At 69.9% G+C, this 20957-nt stretch carries 20 protein-coding genes; 8 read left to right on the forward strand and 12 right to left on the reverse strand.

Annotated elements, in window-relative coordinates:
- Window positions 1-351, forward strand: a 351-nt coding sequence (locus BWI15_RS26590) for a DoxX family protein (protein WP_077017301.1), incomplete at its 5' end; no start/stop codon positions are given.
- An 81-nt stretch (window positions 352-432) separates the two neighbouring features.
- Here the strand turns inward: BWI15_RS26590 and BWI15_RS26595 are convergent.
- Together BWI15_RS26595 and BWI15_RS26600 are read right to left on the reverse strand one after the other, a co-directional pair.
- Window positions 433-1650 (reverse strand): MFS transporter, encoded by a 1218-nt coding sequence (locus tag BWI15_RS26595; protein ID WP_077017302.1) that lies wholly within the window; start codon window positions 1648-1650, stop codon window positions 433-435.
- Window positions 1647-2906: an ATP-grasp domain-containing protein gene (locus BWI15_RS26600; protein ID WP_077017303.1), complete on the reverse strand. Its 1260-nt coding sequence runs from the start codon at window positions 2904-2906 to the stop codon at window positions 1647-1649. The genes BWI15_RS26595 and BWI15_RS26600 overlap by 4 nt, the downstream gene beginning before the upstream one ends.
- Before the next feature lie 181 nt (window positions 2907-3087).
- Between BWI15_RS26600 and BWI15_RS26605 the strand changes: the two genes are divergently transcribed.
- Window positions 3088-3609, forward strand: a complete 522-nt coding sequence (locus BWI15_RS26605) for a CGNR zinc finger domain-containing protein (RefSeq protein ID WP_269087204.1) — start codon at window positions 3088-3090, stop codon at window positions 3607-3609.
- A gap of 28 nt (window positions 3610-3637) precedes the next feature.
- Here the strand turns inward: BWI15_RS26605 and BWI15_RS26610 are convergent, their stop codons facing one another.
- The 7 genes from BWI15_RS26610 to BWI15_RS26640 all read right to left on the reverse strand — a co-directional run bounded on the left by BWI15_RS26610 (window position 3638) and on the right by BWI15_RS26640 (window position 11328).
- On the reverse strand, window positions 3638-4288 hold the full coding sequence (locus BWI15_RS26610) for a LysE family translocator (RefSeq protein ID WP_202817749.1): 651 nt from the start codon (window positions 4286-4288) through the stop codon (window positions 3638-3640).
- 140 nt (window positions 4289-4428) lie between these two features.
- A complete protein-coding gene (locus BWI15_RS26615) occupies window positions 4429-5478 on the reverse strand; it encodes a Kelch repeat-containing protein (protein WP_083751048.1) in 1050 nt (349 codons plus the stop codon).
- Window positions 5448-6500 carry an XdhC family protein gene (locus tag BWI15_RS26620; RefSeq protein WP_077017306.1) on the reverse strand — a complete coding sequence of 351 codons (1053 nt, stop codon included), beginning with the start codon at window positions 6498-6500 and terminating at the stop codon, window positions 5448-5450. The genes BWI15_RS26615 and BWI15_RS26620 overlap by 31 nt, the downstream gene beginning before the upstream one ends.
- A 4-nt stretch (window positions 6501-6504) precedes the next feature.
- On the reverse strand, window positions 6505-8802 hold the full coding sequence (locus tag BWI15_RS26625) for a xanthine dehydrogenase family protein molybdopterin-binding subunit (protein WP_083751049.1): 2298 nt from the start codon (window positions 8800-8802) through the stop codon (window positions 6505-6507).
- A 29-nt stretch (window positions 8803-8831) separates the two neighbouring features.
- Entirely contained in the window at window positions 8832-9833 is a 1002-nt protein-coding gene (locus BWI15_RS26630) for an FAD binding domain-containing protein (protein WP_077017307.1), read from the reverse strand.
- Between the two features lie 2 nt (window positions 9834-9835).
- Complete coding sequence (locus BWI15_RS26635; protein ID WP_077017308.1) at window positions 9836-10342, reverse strand: (2Fe-2S)-binding protein; 507 nt, start codon at window positions 10340-10342, stop codon at window positions 9836-9838.
- 89 nt (window positions 10343-10431) lie between these two features.
- Window positions 10432-11328 carry a helix-turn-helix domain-containing protein gene (locus tag BWI15_RS26640; protein WP_077017309.1) on the reverse strand — a complete coding sequence of 299 codons (897 nt, stop codon included), beginning with the start codon at window positions 11326-11328 and terminating at the stop codon, window positions 10432-10434.
- Window positions 11329-11487: 159 nt separating this feature from the next.
- Here BWI15_RS26640 and BWI15_RS26645 point away from each other — a divergent pair, with 159 nt between their 5' ends.
- Together BWI15_RS26645 and BWI15_RS26650 are read left to right on the forward strand one after the other, a co-directional pair.
- Window positions 11488-12075, forward strand: coding sequence for a nucleotidyltransferase family protein (locus BWI15_RS26645; RefSeq protein ID WP_077017310.1), 588 nt, complete (start codon window positions 11488-11490; stop codon window positions 12073-12075).
- Between the two features lie 139 nt (window positions 12076-12214).
- Window positions 12215-13036, forward strand: coding sequence for an SAM-dependent methyltransferase (locus BWI15_RS26650; protein ID WP_077017311.1), 822 nt, complete (start codon window positions 12215-12217; stop codon window positions 13034-13036).
- Between the two features lie 42 nt (window positions 13037-13078).
- Here the strand turns inward: BWI15_RS26650 and BWI15_RS26655 are convergent, their stop codons facing one another.
- The 3 genes from BWI15_RS26655 to BWI15_RS26665 all read right to left on the reverse strand — a co-directional run bounded on the left by BWI15_RS26655 (window position 13079) and on the right by BWI15_RS26665 (window position 15539).
- Window positions 13079-13717: an HD domain-containing protein gene (locus BWI15_RS26655; RefSeq protein WP_077017312.1), complete on the reverse strand. Its 639-nt coding sequence runs from the start codon at window positions 13715-13717 to the stop codon at window positions 13079-13081.
- A 133-nt stretch (window positions 13718-13850) separates the two neighbouring features.
- Entirely contained in the window at window positions 13851-14348 is a 498-nt protein-coding gene (locus tag BWI15_RS26660; protein ID WP_077017313.1) for a MarR family winged helix-turn-helix transcriptional regulator, read from the reverse strand.
- Between the two features lie 33 nt (window positions 14349-14381).
- On the reverse strand, window positions 14382-15539 hold the full coding sequence (locus tag BWI15_RS26665; protein ID WP_077017314.1) for an NAD(P)-dependent alcohol dehydrogenase: 1158 nt from the start codon (window positions 15537-15539) through the stop codon (window positions 14382-14384).
- 88 nt (window positions 15540-15627) lie between these two features.
- Between BWI15_RS26665 and BWI15_RS26670 the strand changes: the two genes are divergently transcribed.
- The 4 genes from BWI15_RS26670 to BWI15_RS26685 all read left to right on the forward strand — a co-directional run bounded on the left by BWI15_RS26670 (window position 15628) and on the right by BWI15_RS26685 (window position 20923).
- On the forward strand, window positions 15628-16800 hold the full coding sequence (locus BWI15_RS26670; RefSeq protein WP_077017315.1) for an MFS transporter: 1173 nt from the start codon (window positions 15628-15630) through the stop codon (window positions 16798-16800).
- Window positions 16801-16895: 95 nt separating this feature from the next.
- On the forward strand, window positions 16896-17453 hold the full coding sequence (locus BWI15_RS26675; protein ID WP_077017316.1) for a dihydrofolate reductase family protein: 558 nt from the start codon (window positions 16896-16898) through the stop codon (window positions 17451-17453).
- 118 nt (window positions 17454-17571) lie between these two features.
- Window positions 17572-18498, forward strand: coding sequence for a MurR/RpiR family transcriptional regulator (locus BWI15_RS26680; RefSeq protein ID WP_077017317.1), 927 nt, complete (start codon window positions 17572-17574; stop codon window positions 18496-18498).
- 52 nt (window positions 18499-18550) lie between these two features.
- Window positions 18551-20923 carry a family 20 glycosylhydrolase gene (locus tag BWI15_RS26685; protein ID WP_077017318.1) on the forward strand — a complete coding sequence of 791 codons (2373 nt, stop codon included), beginning with the start codon at window positions 18551-18553 and terminating at the stop codon, window positions 20921-20923.
- Window positions 20924-20957: the final 34 nt, after the last annotated feature.

Raw genomic sequence — 20957 nt, forward strand, 5'->3', positions numbered from 1 at the left:
CTGCTGGCCGCGGTCTTCGCCTTCGCGGGCGCGAACAAGCTGTTCATCCCGTACGAAAAACTGGCCAAAGCTCCCGGTGGAGGCTGGGTCAACCAGTTCAGCCCGGGCTTTGTCAAGGCACTCGGGACCGTCGAGATCCTGGGTGCCATCGGCTTGATCGTACCGGCGGCCCTCGACATCGTGCCGGTTCTCGTACCGCTGGCCGCCGTCGGCCTGGCGACGATCATGGTGGGCGCCGCGATCGTGACGTCTCGCCGGCACGAACGTGCGCACGCGGTGCTGAACCTCGCGTACTTCGCCCTCGCGGTGTTCGTCGCGATCGGCCGCTTCGGCCCCGAGTCCTTCAGCTGAGCGTCACGCGACGGCGTAGCTTCCCAGCGCGGGTCACCATGCCGCTGCGCGAGGAGCCCTGGGGCGAACGCCTGTTCCAGGTCACCGACCCCAACGGCGTGGGAGGGCGAGGTACGCGGAGACCACCCCTGCCGCGGCGATGAGCGACCACAGAGCCCAGGGCCCGAGCGTGTACGCCGCGCCGCCGAGGATCGGGCCGGCGCCCGTGCCGATCGTGTACGCGGCGCCGTGCAGGCCCTGGTAGCGACCGACCATGCCGGGTGGGGTCAGGCTTCCCAGGTAGGCGTAGGCGACGGAGCTGGTGATCATCTCGCCGAGGGTCCACAAGAGCACCGTCGCCGCCAACGGGACGAGGGTGGTCCCGAGACCGGACAGCGCGAGGCCGATGCCGACGAGGAGGTTGCCAATGGCAAGTACATGCTCCGGCCGGTACCGCGAGACCGCGCCGGTGGTCGGCAGCTCCAGCAGCAGGACCAGCAGGCCGTTGAATCCCATCAGGAAGCCGAAGTCGCGCGCTGTCAGCCCCACATCACTGACGTGCAGGGGCAGGCCGACGGTGGACTGGACGTAGACGAACTCGGCGACCACGGTCATCAGGAGGAAGCGCACCAGGGCGCGGTCGGCGAGCGCCCGGCGATATCCCACCTGCGGCGGGTCCGCGTCTTCGGCGTGCTGGTCGGGCGGCGGCGGTGGTCCGTCGCGCAACAGCACCGCCACGACCACGCCGAACAGCAGGCACGCGGCACCGTTGCTCAGGAAGAGCCACGTGTACGAGGTGCCGGCCAGCACTCCGCCGATCACACCGCCGAGCGCGGCGCCGATGTTCATCGCGGCGCGGAACACCGCGAAGGCCGCGAGCCGTTGCCGGTTGGTCGTCACGGCGTCGACCAGCACCGCGGCCGCGGCCGGCCGGTAGATCTGCGACGTCAGGCCGATCAGGCCCACCACCACGACGACCAGCGCGAACGGACCGGCGTACGGCACGATCGCCGTCAGACCGGCCGTCGGTACGGCGGACAGCACGATGGTCCAGCGTCGGCCGATCCGGTCGGCCAGGTAGCCACCGGCCGCGTTGCCGAGCACGTTGCCCACCCCGGAGACGCCCAGCACTAAGCCGGCGGCACCAGCCGAACTGCCGCGCTCGATCAGGTAGAGCACGATGAACACCGGCAGGAAGTTGCCGGCCCGGTTGACCAGAACGCCGAGGCTGATGATCCAGACCCGGCTGGGCAGGGTGCGCAGTGCGTCGCGGAATCCGGGCTCGTCGACGCCGGTCGGGTCCGGACGCGCGGTGCTCACGCGACCGGCTCGGTCAGCACATGGACGGCCGCCGCCAGCCGCTTGCCATGGGCAACCGCTTCGGCGGCCGTCGCGCCGCGGGCGACGACCTGACCGACCTTGTCCTCGTTCCAGGTCAACGGCGCTACGACGTTGCCCGGTACAACTTTCACCTGGACGTCCACGCAGGCCGGGTCCGCACGGACGGCGTCGACGCCGGTCACCTCCACGACCCGTCCAGGCTGCGGCGTGAGGAACCGGACCGCCGCTCCACCCCGAGGCTGCGGTGGCGTGGTCAGCGGCTCGACCACACCCGATCCGGCGCCCAACGCGTAGCGCTCCAGGTCGACGCCGTAGACGAGCTCGGTCAGTTCGTTGATCCGGTCGCCGCCCACGCGGTTGTGCGACTCGACGATGCGCGGACCGCGTCCGGTCAGCTTCACCTCGGTGTGCGCGGGCCCGTTACGCAGGCCCACCGCGTCGAGAAAGTCCGTCACCAACCGGGAGACCGCGCGCACCACCTCTTCCGAAGATCCGCCGGGCTGCGCATGCCCGATCTCGACGAACCCGCCGGGGCCCACCTCCTTGTCGGTCACCGCGACCACCACGTGTCTGCCGTCGAAGGACAGGGTCTCCACGCTGAGCTCGGGGCCGTCGAGGAACTCCTCCATCAGGAACTCGTCGAACGAGTCGGCGGACGACAGATCCTTGCTGGTCCACCTGCCGTCGTCGAGCGACCGGAACCGGTCGGCGACCGCGTCCACGTCGGCCAGGTCGCTGACGCGGAACACCCCGAGACTGCCCGACTCACGGATCGGCTTCACGATCATCGGGAGCCCGTGGACGCGAGCGAACTCACGGACGTCCTGGATGGAACGACCGACCGCCGAGGCCACCGGACTGACACCCCTGTCGGCCAGGTGCCGACGCATCCGCGCCTTGTCCAGCAGCAGTTCCACCGTCGCCACGGATTCGCCGCCGAGGCCGAGCGCCTCGTTGATATGTGCCGCCGGCAACAGTCCGAGCTCGAACAGCGACACGGCCGCGTCCAGCGGATCCGCGTCGTGCACCGCCCGGACCAACGGCAACAACCGATCGATGTCGCCGTAGTCGAGCAGCAGCGCCTGATCGACGTACGGCCAGTGGCGGCGGTCGTACTCGTCCGGGAACTGGGCGAGTACGACGTTCAGGCCCAGCTCCCGGGCCTTCCGAACGTGCTGGAGGCCACCGCCGATGACCAGGACGCGCGGCCGATGGCCGGCCGATGCGACAGACAACGCAGCTCCCCTCTCGGCTTGCGGTGGACAGGTTCGCGACACCAGCAAAACCGTAAAGCCGGTTGCATGACAGCGTCAACCGGCTATCGCGTTATGGTGGTGTCGAGCACGAAGGGAGCTGATCGCCATCGGGAACACGAGGCCGGACACGTCCGCCAAGACGCCGGCGTACGCCGACCTGCTGTGCGACTACGCGAATACCCTCGACGTGGACGTCGACGCACTGTGCGCGGACTCGCTCGTCGACCCCGCTGGGCTCACCGACTGGCTCCGCGCCCACAACCTGCTCGGACCCGACGAGCAGGCCGACGGGGACGACCTCGCGATCGCGCGGACGTTCCGCTCCGGGCTGCGGACCGCCATGCTGCGGCACACCGAGGGCGACCACACCTCGACGGTCGCCGACCTCGACGACGCCGCCGGCCGCCTACCGCTCCGGGTCGTGTTCGACGGCGCCCGTCCGCGCCTCGCCCCGACGGTCGGCGGCGCGAGAGGCGGCCTCGCGCGGCTCCTCGTCGCGGTGGCCGAGGCGGAGTCCGACGACGCGTGGAGACGCCTGAAGATCTGCGTCGCGGACGAGTGCCAGTGGGCCTTCTACGACACGTCCAAGAACCGCTCGCGCCACTGGTGCTCGATGGGCGTCTGTGGCAACCGGCAGAAGACCCGCACCTACCGATCCCGCCAACGCGCCAACCGCAGTTGACCGGAGCTGCGCGAGCCCGATCAGCCGGCTAAGGCGCGGAGACGGCCGGCGTACGGTCGGCGGCCAGCTTGACCGCGAAGGCCGCCAGCGCGGTGCCGGTCAGGTAGCGATGGATTCTCGACCACAACGGCTTGCGGGAGAACAAGACCGCGACCGACCCGGCGGTGATGACGAAGATCGCGTTCACCAGGACACCGACCGCCAGCTGGGTGAGTCCGAGAATCAGGCTCTGGGCGCCGACGTGACCGCGGGACGGATCGACGAACTGCGGCAGCAGGGAGATGTAGAGGATCGCGATCTTCGGGTTCAGCAAACAGGTGAGCAGCCCCATCCCGAAGAGCTTGCGCGGGCGGTCGGGCTCCAGCGCGTTCGGAGTGAACGCGGAACTGCCGCCCGGGCGAAGCGCGTTCCACGCCAGCCAGAGCAGGTACGCCGCGCCGGCCAGCTTCAGCACCACGTAGATCTCCGGCACCAGCGCGAACACCGTCGCCAGGCCGGCGGCGGCTGCCAGCAGGTAGATCAGGAAGCCGGTGCCCACGCCCGCCAACGAGATCAGCCCGGCACGACGGCCTTGCACGACCGAACGCGAGACCAGGTAGATCATGTTCGGTCCGGGCATCACCACCAGCCCGAGCTCGATCAGCGCGATCCCGATCAGCGCTTCCGTACTGACGATCATCCAGCGTCCCCCTCCGTCGAAACCGTCTCGACGCTAACAGCCGCAGGGAGCAGCGAGTGGCCGCGCGCCCGGAGCAGGTCCGGGCGCGCGGTTGGGTCAGTTCCGGATGGTGTGGCCTGCGCCGCCGGCGAGCATCGCCGTCAGGGACGGAAGGCGTCGTTGACGTCGACCGGCTGGGCGCCGGCGGCGGTTCCCCCTCCGGGGATGTAGATCTTGTTGCCGACCGCAACGGCCGCCGTGCCGTGGCGCGGCACCGCCATCGGGGCCAGTCGCTGCCAGCGGTTGCGGGCGACGTCGTAGGCCTCGGTGTCGTCGAAGATGCTGTGGCTGTCCGGCGCGGGGTTGCCCTCGCCGCCGAAGGTGTAGATCTTGGTCCCGATCACCGCGGTCGCGATGCCCCCACGCGCTGTCGGCATCGGAGCGCGTTCGGTCCAGCGCCCGTTGCGCAGGTCGAGTGCGTAGACGGTGTCGCGGACATTGACCTGACCCTTGTCACGGCCGCCGAGCACGTAGAACACGCTGCCGACCACAGCGCCGCCGACATGGTCGCGAGCCTCCGGCAGGCTGGGCAACACCGACCAGCGACCCGTGACCACGTCGTACGAGGACACGGTCGCCACCGTGTCGTGCAGGCCGCCGGGCCCGGGGGTCAGCGTGCGCATTCCACCGGCGAGATAGATCTTGGTGCCCCGCACGCCGATCGCGGCGCTGCCACGACGGAGCTCGCTCGGCATCGAGGGCAGCCGAGTCCACCGATCGCTCCGGGGCTCGTAGACAAAACTGTCACCGAGCGCCTGCCACGACGCTCCCCCGGACAGTCCACCCAGCACGTAGATCCGCCCGCCCACGCTAGCGACATTGGGGTGGTTCATCGCGACTGGCAGCGGCGCGACCTCGGCCCAGGTGTTGTGGCGGGTGTCGTACACCTCGACCCGGTTCGTCGTCGTGGTGACACCGTCCGCCCGGTAGATCCCGCCGATCACGTACACCTTGCCGCCCAGCGCTGCGACGCTGTGTTCCTGCCGAGGGCCACTACCGATCGGTGCCAAGGCCTTCCAGCCGTTGCCGTACACGGCCGGAGCCGTCACCACGGGCGAATCCGGCTGCTCTCCGTGTCCTGGATGAGCGAAGGCCGGAGCGGCGGTGGGCAGCAGCAGGGCTAGGGAGACAGCGAACACAGTTCGGCGCATGCCAGTTCTTCTTTCGGGGATGTGGCGGCCGGGTGGACACCCTCATGGATGGGACGCCGAGTGGCGGCGAGAATCTCGGCGACGATCTCGATCGCGATCTCGTCGGGACCCTGGCCACCCAGGTCGAGCCCGGCGGGGCCTCGCAGCCGGCCTGCTTCGACCTGGCTCGGCGTGAGGCCGTCGGAGGCCAAGTACTGCTGCATCCGTCGCAGTCGACGGTTGGGCCCGAGCACGCCGATGTACCTCGCCGGGGTCGCCAGCGCCGCGGCGATGTACTCGCAGTCGCGGAGGAAGTTGTGGGTCATGACCAGGACGTAGCTGTGGACGTCGAGGTCCGGAAGGGTCCGGAGCAGCGTCGTACCGGCCGGAAAGCGCTTGGAATCGAGCAGGAGACGACGGTGGTCGACCACGACGACGTCCCAGCCCAGGCCGGTCGCCGCTCGGACCACCGGCGGTACGTCGTCCCCGGCGCCGCAGATCACCACGCGCGGGCGCGGCAGCAGCGTCTCGGCGAAGACATGGTGTCCATCGGCGTCGAGACCGGACGGCAATGCTCCAGGCAGCGTGCGGCCGGCGTACTCGCCGTCCACCTGCCACCAGCGCAGCCCGGTCTGTGGACCGGATACCACTGTGGCGATCCGGATTGCTCTTCGAAGCCGCACGGACTGATCGAGCACCTGAAGCATGCTGCTGGACGGCGTCGCGGGTTCGACGAGGACGCGCAGCAGCCCGTTGCAACCCATTCCCCACCCGAGCACGGCTTCCTCGTCGCCGCGCAGGTCGTACTCGACGACCCGCGCGGTCCCGGTCCGGTGCACGGCATGGGCTGCCTCGACGATCTCCTGGTCGAGGCAGCCCCCGGTGAGGTTGCCCACGGTGCTGCTGTCGGCGTTGATCAGCAGCCGTGCGCCGGGCCGCCGGTACGACGACCCTTCGACCTCGACCAAGGTCGCCAGCGCCAGCGGGTTGCCGTCCCGCCACGCGGCGGTGATGGCGGCCAGTTCCGCGGGAGTGGCGCTCATCGGTTCAGATCACGTCCTCGATGCGGATCGGCAGGCGGCGCACTCGCCGGCCGGTGGCGTGCCAGACCGCGTTGGCGATCGCGGGCGCGACGCCGACCATGGAGACCTCGCCGAGGCTCTTCACTCCGACGGAGTTGAGCAGCGGGTCGGGCTTGTCGATCAGGCTGACGTCGATGTCGCCGATGTCGGCGTTGACCGGAAGCGCGTAGTCCTCCAGGGAGGCGCTCAGGAATCCGCCGAAGCGCGGGTCGACCTCACCGCCTTCCCGCAGCGTGGCGCCGATCCCCCAGATCACGCCGCCGCGGACCTGACTGACGGCGGTCACCGGGCTGGCGACCCGGCCGCAGTCGGCGACGCTGACCACCCGTGGCACCCGGATGCGCCGGATTCGCGGTTCGATCCGCACCTCGACGAAGTGCGCGATGTAGCTCATCGACGTGAACGCGGGGTACTCCGGCCCGGCCCCGGCCGCGCCTCCGGCGGCGACGCGGTCCCAGACGTCGTCGGGCTGGCCGGGAGCCTTCGTCCGGGCCTGGAGCTCGACCGGCGCCCGGCCGGACATGGCGGCCGGCAGGTCTATCGGGCCGCTCGGCCGCAGGCCGAGTTGTTCACGCAACTTGCCCATCGCCGCGTCGATCGCGGGCAGCGCGGTCGCCGTGCCCCAGGACCCGGCGGTGCTGTGCTGCGGAGGTACGCCGCGGGTGTCGCCGACGACAACGACCACGTCCTCGGTCGCGACGCCGAGATTTCCGGTGATCAGGTTGGTGATCGCGGTCCGGATGCCCTGGCCCATCTCGTGCCCGTCGACTGTGATCGTGACCCGGCAGCGTCGGCGTCCGAGACTTTCGGCCCGCAGGACGGCGGTGGCCGGTGCGGTGGCGGCCTTGTACGCGCCGACGGCGACGCCCCAGCCGATCAGCGTGCCGTCCTTGGCGCGCATGGAGCCGACCCCCGGCCGGCGATCCACCCAGCCGAAGCGGTCCGCACCGCGGCGCAGGCACTCGGCCAGGTGGCGCGAGGTGAACGGATGCCCGCTGATCGGGTCGGTGGTGGGCGCGTCGTTGGCCAGGCGCAGCGCGACCGGATCTTTGCCGAGCTTGTAGGCGAGCTCGTCTACGCTCGACTCGAGCGCGAACGCCGCGATGTGCTCGAACGGCGCGCGCATGTAGCCCGGCGTCTGGGCATCGGTCCGGACCAGCTGGTGCCGGCCGCGGAAGTCCGGGATGTCGTACATCCGGCCGGTGAGCTCGGTGTACTGCATCGGGAACAAGTCGTGCCGTGAGGTCTGCGCGTCGATCTCGTGGATCGCCGCGAGCATCCGGCCCGAGCGATCGGCCCCGAGCCGGATGCGCTGCCTGCTGGCCGGGCGGAAGCTGCCGGCGTGGAACGTCTGGGTCCGGGGAACGACCAGCTTGACCGGCCGGCCCACCCGGCGGGCGGCGAGGGCGAGCGGCCCGAGGTGCATCTGGAAGGAGTTCTTCTGCCCGAACGCGCCACCGGCCGACGGGGAGATGACCTCCACCCGGTCGGCGGAGATGCCGAGCTCGTACGCGACGCCGTGCCGGACGGCGTTCGCGTTCTGCGTGCTCTCGCGCACGATCAGGTTCTCGCCCTGCCACTCCACCGTGCTGGCCAGGAGTTCGATCGGCATCGCGTGCTGAGGCGGACCGTCGTAGGTGGCGTCGAGCTTGACCGGGCTCGTCGCGTAGGCGGCGTCCGCGTCGCCCATGACCGTGTCGGGGAACCGAGGGATGACCGTCGCCTGCAAGAGGGTCTCCGTGCCGTCCGCGTCCAACGTCACCGCGAAGGGCTCGGTCTCGTACCGGGCTGTGACCAGTGCGGCGGCCTCGGTGGCCGCGACCAGGGTGTCCGCCACCACGAGCGCGATCATCTGTCCCCGGTAAGCGACCCGGTCGGAAGTCATCGGCTGATAGCCCTGCACGGCGAAGCCACCCGCCATGATGAAAGGTGCCGAACGCAGCTCGCCAGGGGGAATCCGCGTCAGGACCAGCCGTACCCCGGGGACGGCCTCGGCGGCCGTGGTGTCGAACTCCACCACCCGGCCCTTGCCGATCGTCGCGACGACGGGCACGGCATGGGTCAACCGGGCCGGCACGTGGTCGGCGCCGTACTGGACGGCACCGCGGACCTTGTCGCGGGCGTCGACCCGGCGGGCGTAGGGCTGCCGCAAGGTCTCGTCGCCGGCCAGGGCCGCGGCGGTCAGCGGTGAGCCGACGGTTTCCACGCCCACCAAGGCCGTGGCCGCACCCGCGCCGCGGAGGAAATTACGCCGTGTGGGCATGGTTCAACAGCCTCCTGTCGTGGTGCGGTTCATCGAGTGGCCCGCGTTCTGGCGATCATCAGTGCTTCGGTGACGGTCCGGATGCCCAGCTCGATCCGGAACCCGTTGTGGTGCCCGGCCTTGGCACCGGCGAAGGCGACCTCGCCGGCCCGGCGGGCGGTGGCCTCGGTCAACTGTTCGCCGATCAGGCTCTGTTCGGCGGCCGGGACGCGCCAGGGGCGCGTGGCGACGCCGCCGAGCGCGATCCGGCTCTGCTCGATCACGCCCCGGCGGCCGATCGTGAGGCCGACCGCGGCCGAGGTGAGCGCGAAGGCGTAGGACTCGCGGTCGCGGATCTTGAGGTACGTCGAGCCGCGGCCCGCGGCGGTTTTCGGGACCCGGATCCGCACGATGATCTCGTCGGCCGCGAGCGTGTGCTCGCGCTGCGGCGTGCTGCCCGGCTCGACGTGCAGATCGGCCAGCGCGATGGTGCGGCGCGTCTTCGGCCCGACCACGTCGAGCTTGGCGTCGAAGGCCAGCAGCGCGACGGCCCAGTCACCGGGATAGGTCGCGATGCAGCTCTGGCTGCCGCCGAACAGCGCGTGGTGGCGGTCGATCCCGTCGATCGCCGAGCACCCGCTCCCGGGCTCACGCTTGTTGCACGGGAAGGCCGAGCCGCCGCGGAAGTAGCTGCACCGGGTCCGTTGCAGCAGGTTGCCGCCGACGGTGGCCATGTTGCGCAACTGCTGCGATGCCGCGCGCCACAGCGATTCGGACAGCGCCGGATAGTCACGCCGTACGACGGGATGCTCGGCGACGTCGGCCATCCGGGCGCCGGCGCCGATGACGAGTTCCGCACCGGAGGTGTCGATCCGGGTCAGCTCGGAAACGCGGCTGATGTCGATCACCGCGGGCGGATTCTCGATCCGCAGCTTCATCAGGTCGTACAGCGTGGTGCCGCCGGCCAGGACCTTGGTGCCCGGGCCGCCGTCGGCCAGGGCCTCGACGGCTTGGCCGAGGGTGCGCGCGGCGGTGTAAGCGAAAGGTCGCATCGTCAGTGTCCTGTCCGTCGGGCGGTCTCGCGAATCGCGGCGACGATGCCGGCGTACGCGCCGCAGCGGCACAGGTTGCCGCTCATGTACTCGCGGATCTCCGCGTCGTCGCGCGTGTGTCCTTCAGCCATGCAGGCGAGTCCGGACATCACCTGCCCCGGCGTGCAATAGCCGCACTGCAAGGCGTCGTGATCGATGAAGGCCTGCTGCAGCGGATGCAACTCGCCGTCCGGGCCCTCGACCCCCTCGATGGTCGTCACGGCCCGGCCATCGACCTGCACCGCGGCAGTCAGGCAGGACACGACCCGGCGTCCGTCGACGTGCACGGTGCACGCGCCGCACTGGCCGTGGTCACAACCCTTCTTGGTACCGGTCAGATCGAGCCGCTCCCGCAGCACGTCGAGCAACGACTCGCGCGGGTCCACGGCGACCTTGGCGGGACTTCCGTTGACAGTGAAGGCCAGATCGACGGCTGCGGGTGCCGACGCGGCGGGGAGTGCGTTGTCCATGCTGCCACTGTAGGAATCACGCACCGGCGATCGTTTGCGTGAAATTGCTGCCCGCGCTCCACGGATTGCTGAGCTGCCGGCCGGTCAGATCACAGCTGGGCGCGACGATGGCTTTGCCGGTACTGCGACGGCGTCATCCCGGTCTCCCGGGTGAACGCCGACGACAGGTGCGCCGGGCTGCCGAACCCGCACAGGCGGGCCACCTCACCGATCAACGCGTCGCTTTCGGCGAGATGCCGGCGCGCGGCCTCGATCCGCAGCGAGGTGAGGTAGCGGCGCGGCGTCTGCCCGGTCGCCGCCTTGAACACCCGCAGGAAGTGATAGACGCTCAGCCAGACCTCACCGGCGATGTCGGCCAGCGTCAACGGCAGGTGCAGGTTGTCCCGCATCAGCTCGATCGCCTTGCGGACGCGGGCGTCGTCGTGCCGCGGTCCGGCGACCGGCGGCATCCCGCCGTACCGGGTGTGCAGATGGACGGCGAGAAACTCAGCCGCGCTCTCGGCGTACATGTCGTCCAACTGCGCGGTCGCCGCCGAGGCCATCCCCAGCAGAACCTGCTCGACCACCGGATCGGTCAGCGCCAGCGCGTCAGGCTGCCGAGCCTCGACACCGTCGCGATCCCACAACTCCACCGCGACCCGCTGCATCAAGCTCCCGGGCAGATACAGGTGCAGAGTCGTCGTCTTGCCGGCCCTGGACCGCCAGCGCAACCGCGTCGACCGGCCCGGCGCGGTCAACCCGATCTGACCGGGCGTGTACCGGGCCGACCGCCAAGCGCCGTCGGTATGCGATTCCATCAACACATCGCCCGCCGTGACCAGCACCAGGTGCTGGTCCCCGATCGGCGGCAGGAAGACCTCCTCGGCGAGCGGTGCGTCCTCGTGGGCCTGCAGAAGCACCGAGCGCCAGCCCGGCTCGGCCCAACTGCAGAACGTGCGCCGCGCGTACTGACTGACATCCATGTCCAGTGCTTCGTAACCCTGCATCGCACCGCCTCACCACTGGGTGTCTTCGAGAGGCACAGCCGTCCGCGCGACCGCAGGAACGGTCAGCGGGGCGAATGTACTGACGTGGCGGAAACTACCATCGGGCCAAAGGCGGTCCGGCCGATGTCCACCTGCTGACCAGGCCTCTAGGCTGCCTGCATGCGAATCGCCGGAGTCGTGCTGGCCGCAGGGGCCGGCCGCCGGATGGGCGCCCCCAAGGCACTGGTCCGCGACGAGCAAGGCACCGCCTGGGTGGTGCGGACCTCACGCCTGCTCGCGGCCGGAGGCTGTACGCCGGTGCTCGTGGTCGTCGGCGCCGCCGCGGCGCAGGTGACGGCCGAGTTGAGTGGAGAACCGGTCAAGGTGGTGAGTGCGCCCGACTGGGAGCAGGGCATGGGTGCTTCCGTCCGCGCCGGGCTGGACGCGTTGGATCCGGCCGACGCGGTGCTCGTTGTTCCTGTCGACCTGCCCGGTCTGACGGCCGGCGCTGTTCGCCGGATCGCCGCGAAGGGCGGGCCCGATGCGCTGATTCGCGCCGTGTACGCCGGGACGCCGGGCCACCCGGTCCTGCTCGGGCGCGACCACTGGTCCGGCGTACGGGACAGCGCGGTCGGCGATCAGGGCGCCCGTACGTATCTGCGCGACCACCCGCCCACCGATGTCGAATGCTCGGACCTCGCCGACGGCACCGACGTGGACCGGGCCGATCAACTGCCGCCGGGCCATCACGTCACCCGCGTCGACTAAAGGCAGGCGACCGCGGCCAACGGCGTGATCGGGGGCGATCACCTCGGGGTTCCTGACCGATACCCCAAGTAACCAGGAGCTAGTAATGTGTCGTCGGCCGGGCGGTTGGCTCGGCACGGCCCGGAACTTGGGGAAGGTTATGCAGCCTGAGAAGCAGCAACTCTCGATCACGGTCGACGAGACCGTTCCGACAGCGGCGCGCATGTACGACTACTACCTCGGCGGCAAGGACAACTTCGCCGCGGACCGGGCGGCGGTCGCGGAGCTGGACAACGTCGTACCCAGCACCCGCGCTCTCGCCGTGAACAACCGGCGCTTCCTGCAGCGGGCGGTGCGGGTGCTGGCCGAGGACCACGGCATCAAGCAGTTCCTCGACCACGGATCCGGCCTGCCCACGCAGGAGAACGTGCACCACGTCGCCCAGCGGATTCACCCGGACGCCCATGTCGTCTACGTCGACAACGACCCGGTGGTGCTCGCACACGGCCGCGCCCTGCTGGTCGAGGACGAGCGCACCACGGTCATCCAGGCGGACCTGCGCGACACCGAGGCCATCTTCACCCACCCCGACACCGAGCGGCTGATCGACTTCTCCCAGCCGGTCGCCGTGCTGTTCAACTCGGTCTTCCACTGCATCCCCGACAGCGAGACCGACGGCCCGATGGCCGTGGTCCGCCGGGTCACCGAGCGGCTGGTCCCGGGCAGCTACCTGGTGATGTGCCAGCTGGTCAGCGAGGACCCCGCGATCCGTGAATCGGTCACCAAGTTCATGGACCAGGCCACGCACGGCCACTGGGGCCGCGTGCGCCAGGAGAAGGACGTCGCCGAGTGGTTCGAGGGCATGGACATCCTCGAGCCGGGACTCGTCGAGGTGTCCACCTGGCGACCCGACGGTGCGACCGCTCCCCAGCAGCTGACCTCGGAGTGGATCGAGTTCGGCGGCATCGCCCGCCTGCGCTGACGTCGCGTCCGGTACGCCGGGGCGTCGGTCAGCGCGCCGGGTTCACGACGCCCACGGCGAACCGGTGATCATCTCGACGGTGGACACCGGCGCGAAGCCGGGCAGGAAGTGCGCGACGACATCGGCGTTGATCGTGCCGATGGTCGTGTCGGCGCGGTGCTTGTTCCCGTCGAAGTACGTCCGCGGGAACTCCGCCTTGAAGTCGCCGCGTGGATGCGCGGCGACGATCTCGGCGACCTGATCGGGGTCCAGCCGGTCGAGGCCGGCGCCGACGACGTCGGTCTCCACGCCGTACTTGGTGGCGGCGATCTCCGGGCCCATCCGGACCGGGATTCCCGGCGTCGTGTGCAGCGCGATCGCCGTCCACACCACGTCGGCCGCTTCGACGGCGAAGCCGTGCTCGAGCAGGAACTTGCGGGCGTGGTCGGCCCCGTCCAGCTCGAACCGCTGCTCCACCCCTGAGAACGGCGTCAGCAGTCCGGCGTCGTGGAACATCGCGGACAGGTAGAGCAGCTCCGGATCGGGGTCCAGTTTCAGCTCCCGCGCCCACAGCATGCCGAACAGGAACACGCGCCGCGAGTGGTGGAACAGCAGCGGATCGGTCAGTTCCCGCGCCAGCCCCGTGGCTTCCACGGCGGCAGCGCTGTGCGGAATCTCTGTCTCCGCGACGATCTCGGACATGCGTCCTCCACTGCTGGATCTCGGGACCCACCGTCCGTGGGTCAGTTAGTCACCATTAATGATAGTCACCCACGGGTGACCAAATCAAGAGCCGGTCGCAGCCCGGACATGCGGCGCGGAAAGGGTCAGGCGCTCACTGTGCCTCGACCGGCACATCGCCGGCCGTGGACGCCCGCTGGTGATCGACCACCTGATTGAAGTCCGCGAGGAACGCGGCGTAGGCCTTCGCCCCGAGCGAGCGCCGGTGCCGCTCGCCGATCTCGGCCATGATCGCGTCCGAGGCCTGCATCTGCGCGAGCCCGCGCGAGGTCGGAACGACCAGCTTCGCCCGCCGGTCGTCGGGGTCGGGCCGGCGTTCGACGTACCCCAGCGTCTCGAGCTCGTCGACGCTCTTGCCGATCACCTGTTTGTGCTGTCCCGAGAGGCGGGCCAGCTCCGTCGCGCGAATCCCCTCCGCGGGCAGATACGCGAACACGGCACCGTGACGAGGGGCGATGTCGTCGAAACCCATCTCCCGGAGCTTGCGATAGAGCTCGTTCTGCACCGAGAACAGCAAGCGCCCCGCGAGTACGCCGAGGTCGGTCGACTCACTGCGGCGCTCTCCGCCTTTCGGCTTCCCGCTGCCAGCCACCGCTACCTCCTGGGTCACCAGATCGGGAGCACTCTACAAGATCGAACTCAGCGGCCACGGTGTACGAGAGGTGTTCTCGGTCAGCAGTACGGGCTTGAGGGCGGCACCGGTCGCCATCGCTTCGGCGGCGTCCTCGACCTGCTCCAGGGCGAAGGTGGCGACGAGCTTCTCGACCGGCAGCCGCCCCGAGGCGACGAGCGCGGCGAGGCCGGGCAGGAAGGTCGAGGGATTGCCGCGGCCCTGCACCACCCCGGACACCTGCTTGCTGTTGTTGACCACATCGACCATGTCGAGCGACGCACTCACGCCGTACGGCGGCGTACCAATCACCGCGGCCGCGCCTCCGCTGCTCAGGCTCGCGATCGCCTGGGCCAACGCCGAGGCCGCGCCGCTGCTCTCGACGACGTAGCCGGCGCCCCCTCCGGTGAGGTCCTTGATCGCTTCCACCGGATCGGTGATTCGCGCATCGATGACACTGGAGGCGCCGAGTTCGCGGGCCAGTTCGAGCCGGGAGCCGAGCACGTCGACCACGATCAGCTGCTCGATCGGCAGCAGGCCGGCTGCCATCACAGCCGACAGGCCGGCCACTCCGGCACCGAACACCGCGACCGAGGACGACAGCTCGGGCCGCAACACGTTCAGCACCGCGCCGGCGCCGCTCTGTACGCCGCAACCGAGCGGCGCGAGCACGAAGGACGGGACGCCGGCGGCACTGTCCGGTACGGCGACGGTGTTGCGTTCGCGCGCGAGCGCGTGGGTCGCGAACGAGGACTGCCCGAAGAAGTTGCCGTGCACAACATCCTCGGCGTCGTACAGACTGGCGCAGCCGTCCGGCCGGGCACCGTTGCCGAGGTTGCGGGCGACGAACTCGGAGCACTGCGACGGAACGCCGGCCGCACAGGCCCGGCAGTGTCCACAGGAGTCGAAGGTCAGCATCACCCGATCGCCGGGCTGCACCGTGGTCACCTCGGACCCGACCTCTTCGACGATTCCCACGCCTTCGTGCCCGACCACGCCCGGCAGCGGGAACGGGAACTCACCGGCTCGCGCCGCCAGGTCGAGGTGACACAGGCCGACCGCCTCGATGCGCACCAGCACCTCGTCCGGATGCGGGTCGTCGAGCTCCAGGGTGGCGCGGGCGAAGGGAGCACCCGCCGACGCGACGGTCATCGCGGACGTCTTCGTGGGCATCAGGCGTCCTCACCGGACGCGAGATCGGGCTTGCTGACGATACTCATGCGATCGACCATATAGTAATAATTAGTGATAGTCTATATTGGTGACTAAACCTCCCGCTGCCGGACGCCCCTTCGTGCTGGCGGCCGGCGGTTTCGCGGTCGGCACCAGCGCGTTCGTCGTCTCCGGTGTCCTGCCGGCCGTCAGCGCCGAGCTGGACGTCTCCCTCTCCACCGCCGGCCAACTCGCGACCGCTTTCGCCCTGTCCTCCGCCGTCGGTGCGCCACTGATGGCGACACTGACGCGCCGCTGGGAGCGCCGCACCCTGCTGATCGCCGCGCTCCTCCTGGCAGCGCTCGGCGACCTGATCGCCGCCGCGGCACCGAACTACGTGACCCTGCTGGCCGGCCGGATCGTCGCGGCCTTGGGAGTGGCCACCTACACGCCGGCGGCCTCGCTGTTCGCCACCGGCCTGCTGCCGCCGCAATTGCGCGGCCGGGCACTCGCGGTGGTCTTCGGTGGTCTCACCTTCGCGCTGGCGCTCGGCGTACCTGCCGGCAGCTTGCTCAGCGACGCCGTGGGATATCGCCCGGTGTTCGCGCTGCTCGCCACCGTGTCGTTGCTGGCGGCAACCGCCGTCCGGGCGGTGCTCCCCAGACTCGACGCACCACCGACGGCCGACCCTCGAGTGCGATCCGCAGGAAGCGTGGTCGACCGGCGAGCGCAGGTCGTGCTTGCAATGACCGTCCTCAGCGTTCTGGCAACGATGAGCGTCTACACGTACGTCGTACCGTTGCTGGAAAGGACAGCGCACCTGACCGGCACCGTCGTCGGAGCCCTCCTGCTCCTGTACGGCGCCGGCGCGGTGCTCGGCAACTGGCTCGGCGGACACGCCACCGATCGGTTCGGAAGTTTGCGGACCCTTCTCGTCGCGTTGGCCGGGTTCACGCTGGCGAGCGCCACTCTGCCGCTCACCGCGGTATCAGTGGGTGGTGCGGCGCTCGCACTCTTCGTGTGGAGCACCTTCACCTGGGCCTTCAATCCAGCAGCACAGGACCTCCTGCTGCCACCGGGTTCCAACGGTGGTCTGCTGCTGGCGCTCAACGGATCGGCGATCTACCTGGCGACCGCCGTCGCCGCGATCGTCGGCGGCGTGGTGATCCAGCTCCTCAGCATCCAGTTGCTCCCGCTGCTGGCAGCAGCGCTCGGCGCGGCCGCACTGGGCCTGTTGCTCGCCTTGCGCGGAGATCCGCGGCGCCGTGCAGCAGATGGGTGATACGCCCGCTCGCCCCCTTGGGAGCGTCGTCGGTTCGTGATCCACTGAGGGCGGATCGCCCACAGGGACTGACGCGTGCTTGCCGGAGGAGACGCATGGCGAAGCTCATCTATTCAATGGTCACCTCGCTCGACGGCTACGCCGAGGCGGCCGAGGGCGACCTCGGCACCGGAGCCGACGACCCGGAGGTGCACACGTTCATCAACGACGTCTTCCGCCCGGTCGGCACGTACCTATACGGCCGGCGGATGTACGAGACGATGGTCTACTGGGAGACCGCGCACACCGTGCCCGACCAGCCGCCGCACATCCTGCAGTACGCCGAGGACTGGCAGGCCGCGGAGAAGGTCGTGTACTCCACGACGCTGGAGTCGGTGTCCAGCGCGAAGACGCGGATCGAGCGCAGCTTCGACCCGGACGCCGTGCGCAAGCTGAAGGCCGCATCGGATCGCGACCTCACCGTCGACGGCCCGACCCTGGCGGCCCAGGCGATCGCGGCCGGCCTGGTGGACGAGTACCACCTGTTCATCACCACGAGTGTGGTCGGCGGCGGCAAGCGGTTCTTTCCTGACGGCGTACGCCTCGATCTCGACCTGGTCGAACAGCGCGCCTTCGACAGCGGACTGATCTACGCGCGCTACCGGACCCGCTGACCTTCACCGCAGGCCAGTGGGTGGTAAACCCTTGACAACGCGACACCGCGAGATAATTCTTTTTCACATCCACCGCACCGGCGGCCGGATCTGAGAATTCTTTTCACGCGAGGTCGCGATGCCTGCTGTGGGTGCGGAACCGAACCCGGCGGCCGTGCTGCCACGGATCGAAGGCCTGCTCGAGGAGCTCACCGGCGCTCTGCGGGCGGTCGGAGAACGAGTCCTGGCCGACCCGGTCGGGGTGGCGCAGACGCCGATCACGGAACTCGCGCGCGCCAGTGGGACTTCGCCGGGCACGGTCACCCGGTTCTGCCGTGCGGTCGGGCTGGCGAAGTACGCCGACCTTCGGTACGCGCTCGCCGCCGAGACCGGCGGTGGGCAGACCGCGCCCCGTGAACTCGACATCGGCACCGAGATCGCGAGCGAGGACAGCTTGCAGCGGGTCCTGGCGGTGATCGAGTCGGTGAACCGCCGAGCGATCCAGCTGACCGCCGCGCACCTCGACCTGGACTCGGTCGATCGAGCCGTGGACGCCATCATCTCCGCCCGGCGCGTGGACATCTACGCCGTCGGCGGCAGCGCGATCGTCGCTGAGGAGATGCGTTTGCGCCTGGGCTGCATCGGCGTCATGTCCTCGGCCTGGTCGGAGGTCCACAACGGGCTGACCAGCGCCGCGCTGCTCGGTCCGGCCGACGTCGCACTGGGAATCTCCAACACCGGGCAGACCCGGGAGACGCTCGAAATGCTGCAGGAGGCGGCGAGTCACGGGGCGACCACCGTCGCGCTGACCAACGCCGGCGACTCCCCACTGGCCACCGCCGCCGACATCGTCATGACCACCGTCGCTCACGAAACCTCGTTCCAGCCCCGCGCGCTGGCTGCCCGCCACGCGCAGCTGACGGTGCTGGACCTGCTGTTCGTCGCTGTCGCCCAACGGCGCAAGGGCGAATCCACCCGCGCGCTCGAACTCACCGCCCGGGCAATCGCTCCGCACCGCCGCGCCGACGGCCACACCCCACGCCGTCGCCGTCGTCCCCGCGCCTGACAACTCCCGCAACGCACTCCTCTGACGACCGCCAACGAAGAAGGAGCCCCTGATGCGCCACCTTGCCCACGACCTCAGCCGGCCGAGATCACGACCTCGGGAGACACCACGGCGTCGCGGCCTGACGCTGCTCGCCCTCACGCTGGCCGTCCTCGTCTCCTGGACCAGCATCGCCTCAGCCGCCTCGGTCGCCTCCGCTTCGGCGGCCGAGAGCTGGCCGACCGGCCCGGACGTCCGCGACGTCGCCCGTACGGGGACGGCCACGGCGTCCACCGTGTTCAGCCCACAGCCCGACCGCTTCGCCGCGGCCCACGTCAACGACGGGGACCTGAGCACCCGCTGGGCGTCGGACTCGCCCGAGAGCGGCTACCCGGATCCGAGCCGCGAGTGGGTGCAGATCGAGCTGGCCGAGCCCAGCCCGGTGCACCACGTCGTCCTGTTCTGGGAGACGGCTCACGCGGCGCAGTACCAGATCCAGGTCTCGAACGACGGCCAGAACTGGCAGACCGCGGCGCAGGTCACGAACGCGCCCGGCGGACGAGAGCTGGTCAATGTCGGATCGACCACGCCGGTGCGGTTCGTACGCATGCAGGGCCAGGCTGTCGCGACCGGCTGGGGCTACTCGATCTGGTCGTTCGAGATCTGGAACGGTCCGCGCCCCGGCGCCGGCCTGCCCGGCGGGCGGATCCTGCCCGAGCCGGTGTCCCAGACCAAGGTGGACGCCGCGCCGTACGAGCTGACCCACCACTCGCGGATCGTCGTGTCGTCACAGCAGGCGCGGGAAGTCGCCAACCAGTTGAGGAACGACCTGCGGCCGGCGACCGGATTCCCGCTGCCGGTGGTCACGGCCGACGCTCGGCCCGGCGACATCGAGCTGGTCCTCGCGGGCTCCGAAGCGCCGGCTACGGGGACGCTGGCCGTTGCCGAGGGCTACAACCTTTCGGCCGGCGCGGATGGCCTCCGCATCGGCGCCGCGACCGAGCACGGTCTGTTCAACGGCATCCAGACCTTGCGGCAACTGCTTCCGCCGTGGATCTACGGTGACCAGGTGCGGCCCGGCCCATGGAAGATCGAGGCCACCAAGGTGACCGACCACCCCAGGTTCAAGCACCGCGGACTGATGATCGACCCGGCCCGCAACTTCCTGCAGGTCGCCGAGGTGAAGGCGATCATCGACGACCTGGCCGCCGTCAAGGGCAACGTCCTGCACGTCCACCTGACCGACGACCAGGGCTGGCGACTCGCGATCGACAGCTGGCCGCGGCTGGCCGAGGTGGGCGGCGCGATGTCGATGCCCGGCGGCCGGACCGGCTTCTACACCCGCGACGACTTCGCCGAGATCGTCCGGTACGCCGGCGCCCGGCAGATCGAGGTGATCCCCGAGATCGAGATGCCGGCGCACTCCAGCGCGGCGCGCGCCGCGTACCCCGAGCTCGGCTGCGGCGGCGGGTACCTGTGCTCGACGCGCGAAACCACCTACACCTTCATCGACGACGTACTCCGCGAGCTCGCCGAGATCTCCCCGAGCCGGTACGTGCACATCGGTGCCGACGAGGCCGACATGCCGCACGACGAGTACGTCGCGTTCGTACGCCGGGCCGAGCAGATCGTGCGCAGTCACGGCAAGACGATGATCGGCTGGTCGCCGAGCCCCGAGGTCGGGCTCGACCCCACGTCGGTGCACCACTACTGGCAGGACCAGAGCCGCCAGATGAACTCGTCGTGGTTCCAGCCGCGCCGGCCGGTGATCCTGTCGCCGACGCAGCAGGTCTACCTCGACTACCCGTATCCCGGCTACAACACCCGGCGCTCGTACAGCTGGGATCCCTTCAACCTGACCGACGGCTGGACGGGCACGAACCTGCAGCGCGACTTCGGCCTCAACAACGACGACATCCTCGGCATCGAGGCGCCGATCTGGGGCGAGCGGATGCTGCGCGGCCTGCCCGACGTACAGCACAAGGTGTTCCCGCGGCTGGCGGCGATCATGGAGAAAGCGTGGTCCCCGGCCACCGCCACCACCGACGCCGACGCGGTGATCGCCCGGATGCAGGCCCAGGGTGCTCGCTGGATGTTCGGCAACACCAACTTCTACGTCGATCCTGAAGTCAGCTGGGAGTCCGCCGCGGTCGGAACCGCGCTGACCGCGGACGCCGGCAGAGCGATCAACAGCGCGGTCGCCACGCTTGCCGTACCCGGCGCGTCGCCGACCGCGATCAGCGCGACCATCGACTGGGGCGACGGCACCACGAGCACCGGAACGGTCACCGGACGAGCGGCGGCGGACGGACAGGTCAACAGCCTGTTCGCGATCTCCGGCGCCCACCACTACCCGAACGCCGGGCGGTACACGGGAACGGTGAAGATCACCGGACCGGGTGGCGTCGACCTCACGACGACGTTCACGGTGAACGCCGGTAGCTGACCCCACCCCGATCACCGCCGGCGAGCTGTCGCCG

It is taken from the genome of Kribbella sp. ALI-6-A, assembly GCF_001984195.1.
Classification (GTDB): domain Bacteria; phylum Actinomycetota; class Actinomycetes; order Propionibacteriales; family Kribbellaceae; genus Kribbella.

Excerpts from the sequence above, each read along its gene's own strand:
- BWI15_RS26640 (WP_077017309.1), bottom strand. The coding sequence starts at position 11,328 with ATGCAGGGTTACGAAGCACTGGACATGGATGTCAGTCAGTACGCGCGG.
- BWI15_RS26680 (WP_077017317.1), top strand. The coding sequence starts at position 17,572 with ATGCCTGCTGTGGGTGCGGAACCGAACCCGGCGGCCGTGCTGCCACGG.
- BWI15_RS26635 (WP_077017308.1), bottom strand. The coding sequence starts at position 10,342 with ATGGACAACGCACTCCCCGCCGCGTCGGCACCCGCAGCCGTCGATCTG.
- BWI15_RS26615 (WP_083751048.1), bottom strand. The coding sequence starts at position 5,478 with ATGCGCCGAACTGTGTTCGCTGTCTCCCTAGCCCTGCTGCTGCCCACC.
- BWI15_RS26645 (WP_077017310.1), top strand. The coding sequence starts at position 11,488 with ATGCGAATCGCCGGAGTCGTGCTGGCCGCAGGGGCCGGCCGCCGGATG.
- BWI15_RS26650 (WP_077017311.1), top strand. The coding sequence starts at position 12,215 with ATGCAGCCTGAGAAGCAGCAACTCTCGATCACGGTCGACGAGACCGTT.
- BWI15_RS26610 (WP_202817749.1), bottom strand. The coding sequence starts at position 4,288 with ATGATCGTCAGTACGGAAGCGCTGATCGGGATCGCGCTGATCGAGCTC.
- BWI15_RS26665 (WP_077017314.1), bottom strand. The coding sequence starts at position 15,539 with ATGCCCACGAAGACGTCCGCGATGACCGTCGCGTCGGCGGGTGCTCCC.
- BWI15_RS26675 (WP_077017316.1), top strand. The coding sequence starts at position 16,896 with ATGGCGAAGCTCATCTATTCAATGGTCACCTCGCTCGACGGCTACGCC.
- BWI15_RS26620 (WP_077017306.1), bottom strand. The coding sequence starts at position 6,500 with ATGAGCGCCACTCCCGCGGAACTGGCCGCCATCACCGCCGCGTGGCGG.
- BWI15_RS26655 (WP_077017312.1), bottom strand. The coding sequence starts at position 13,717 with ATGTCCGAGATCGTCGCGGAGACAGAGATTCCGCACAGCGCTGCCGCC.
- BWI15_RS26685 (WP_077017318.1), top strand. The coding sequence starts at position 18,551 with ATGCGCCACCTTGCCCACGACCTCAGCCGGCCGAGATCACGACCTCGG.
- BWI15_RS26625 (WP_083751049.1), bottom strand. The coding sequence starts at position 8,802 with ATGCCCACACGGCGTAATTTCCTCCGCGGCGCGGGTGCGGCCACGGCC.
- BWI15_RS26630 (WP_077017307.1), bottom strand. The coding sequence starts at position 9,833 with ATGCGACCTTTCGCTTACACCGCCGCGCGCACCCTCGGCCAAGCCGTC.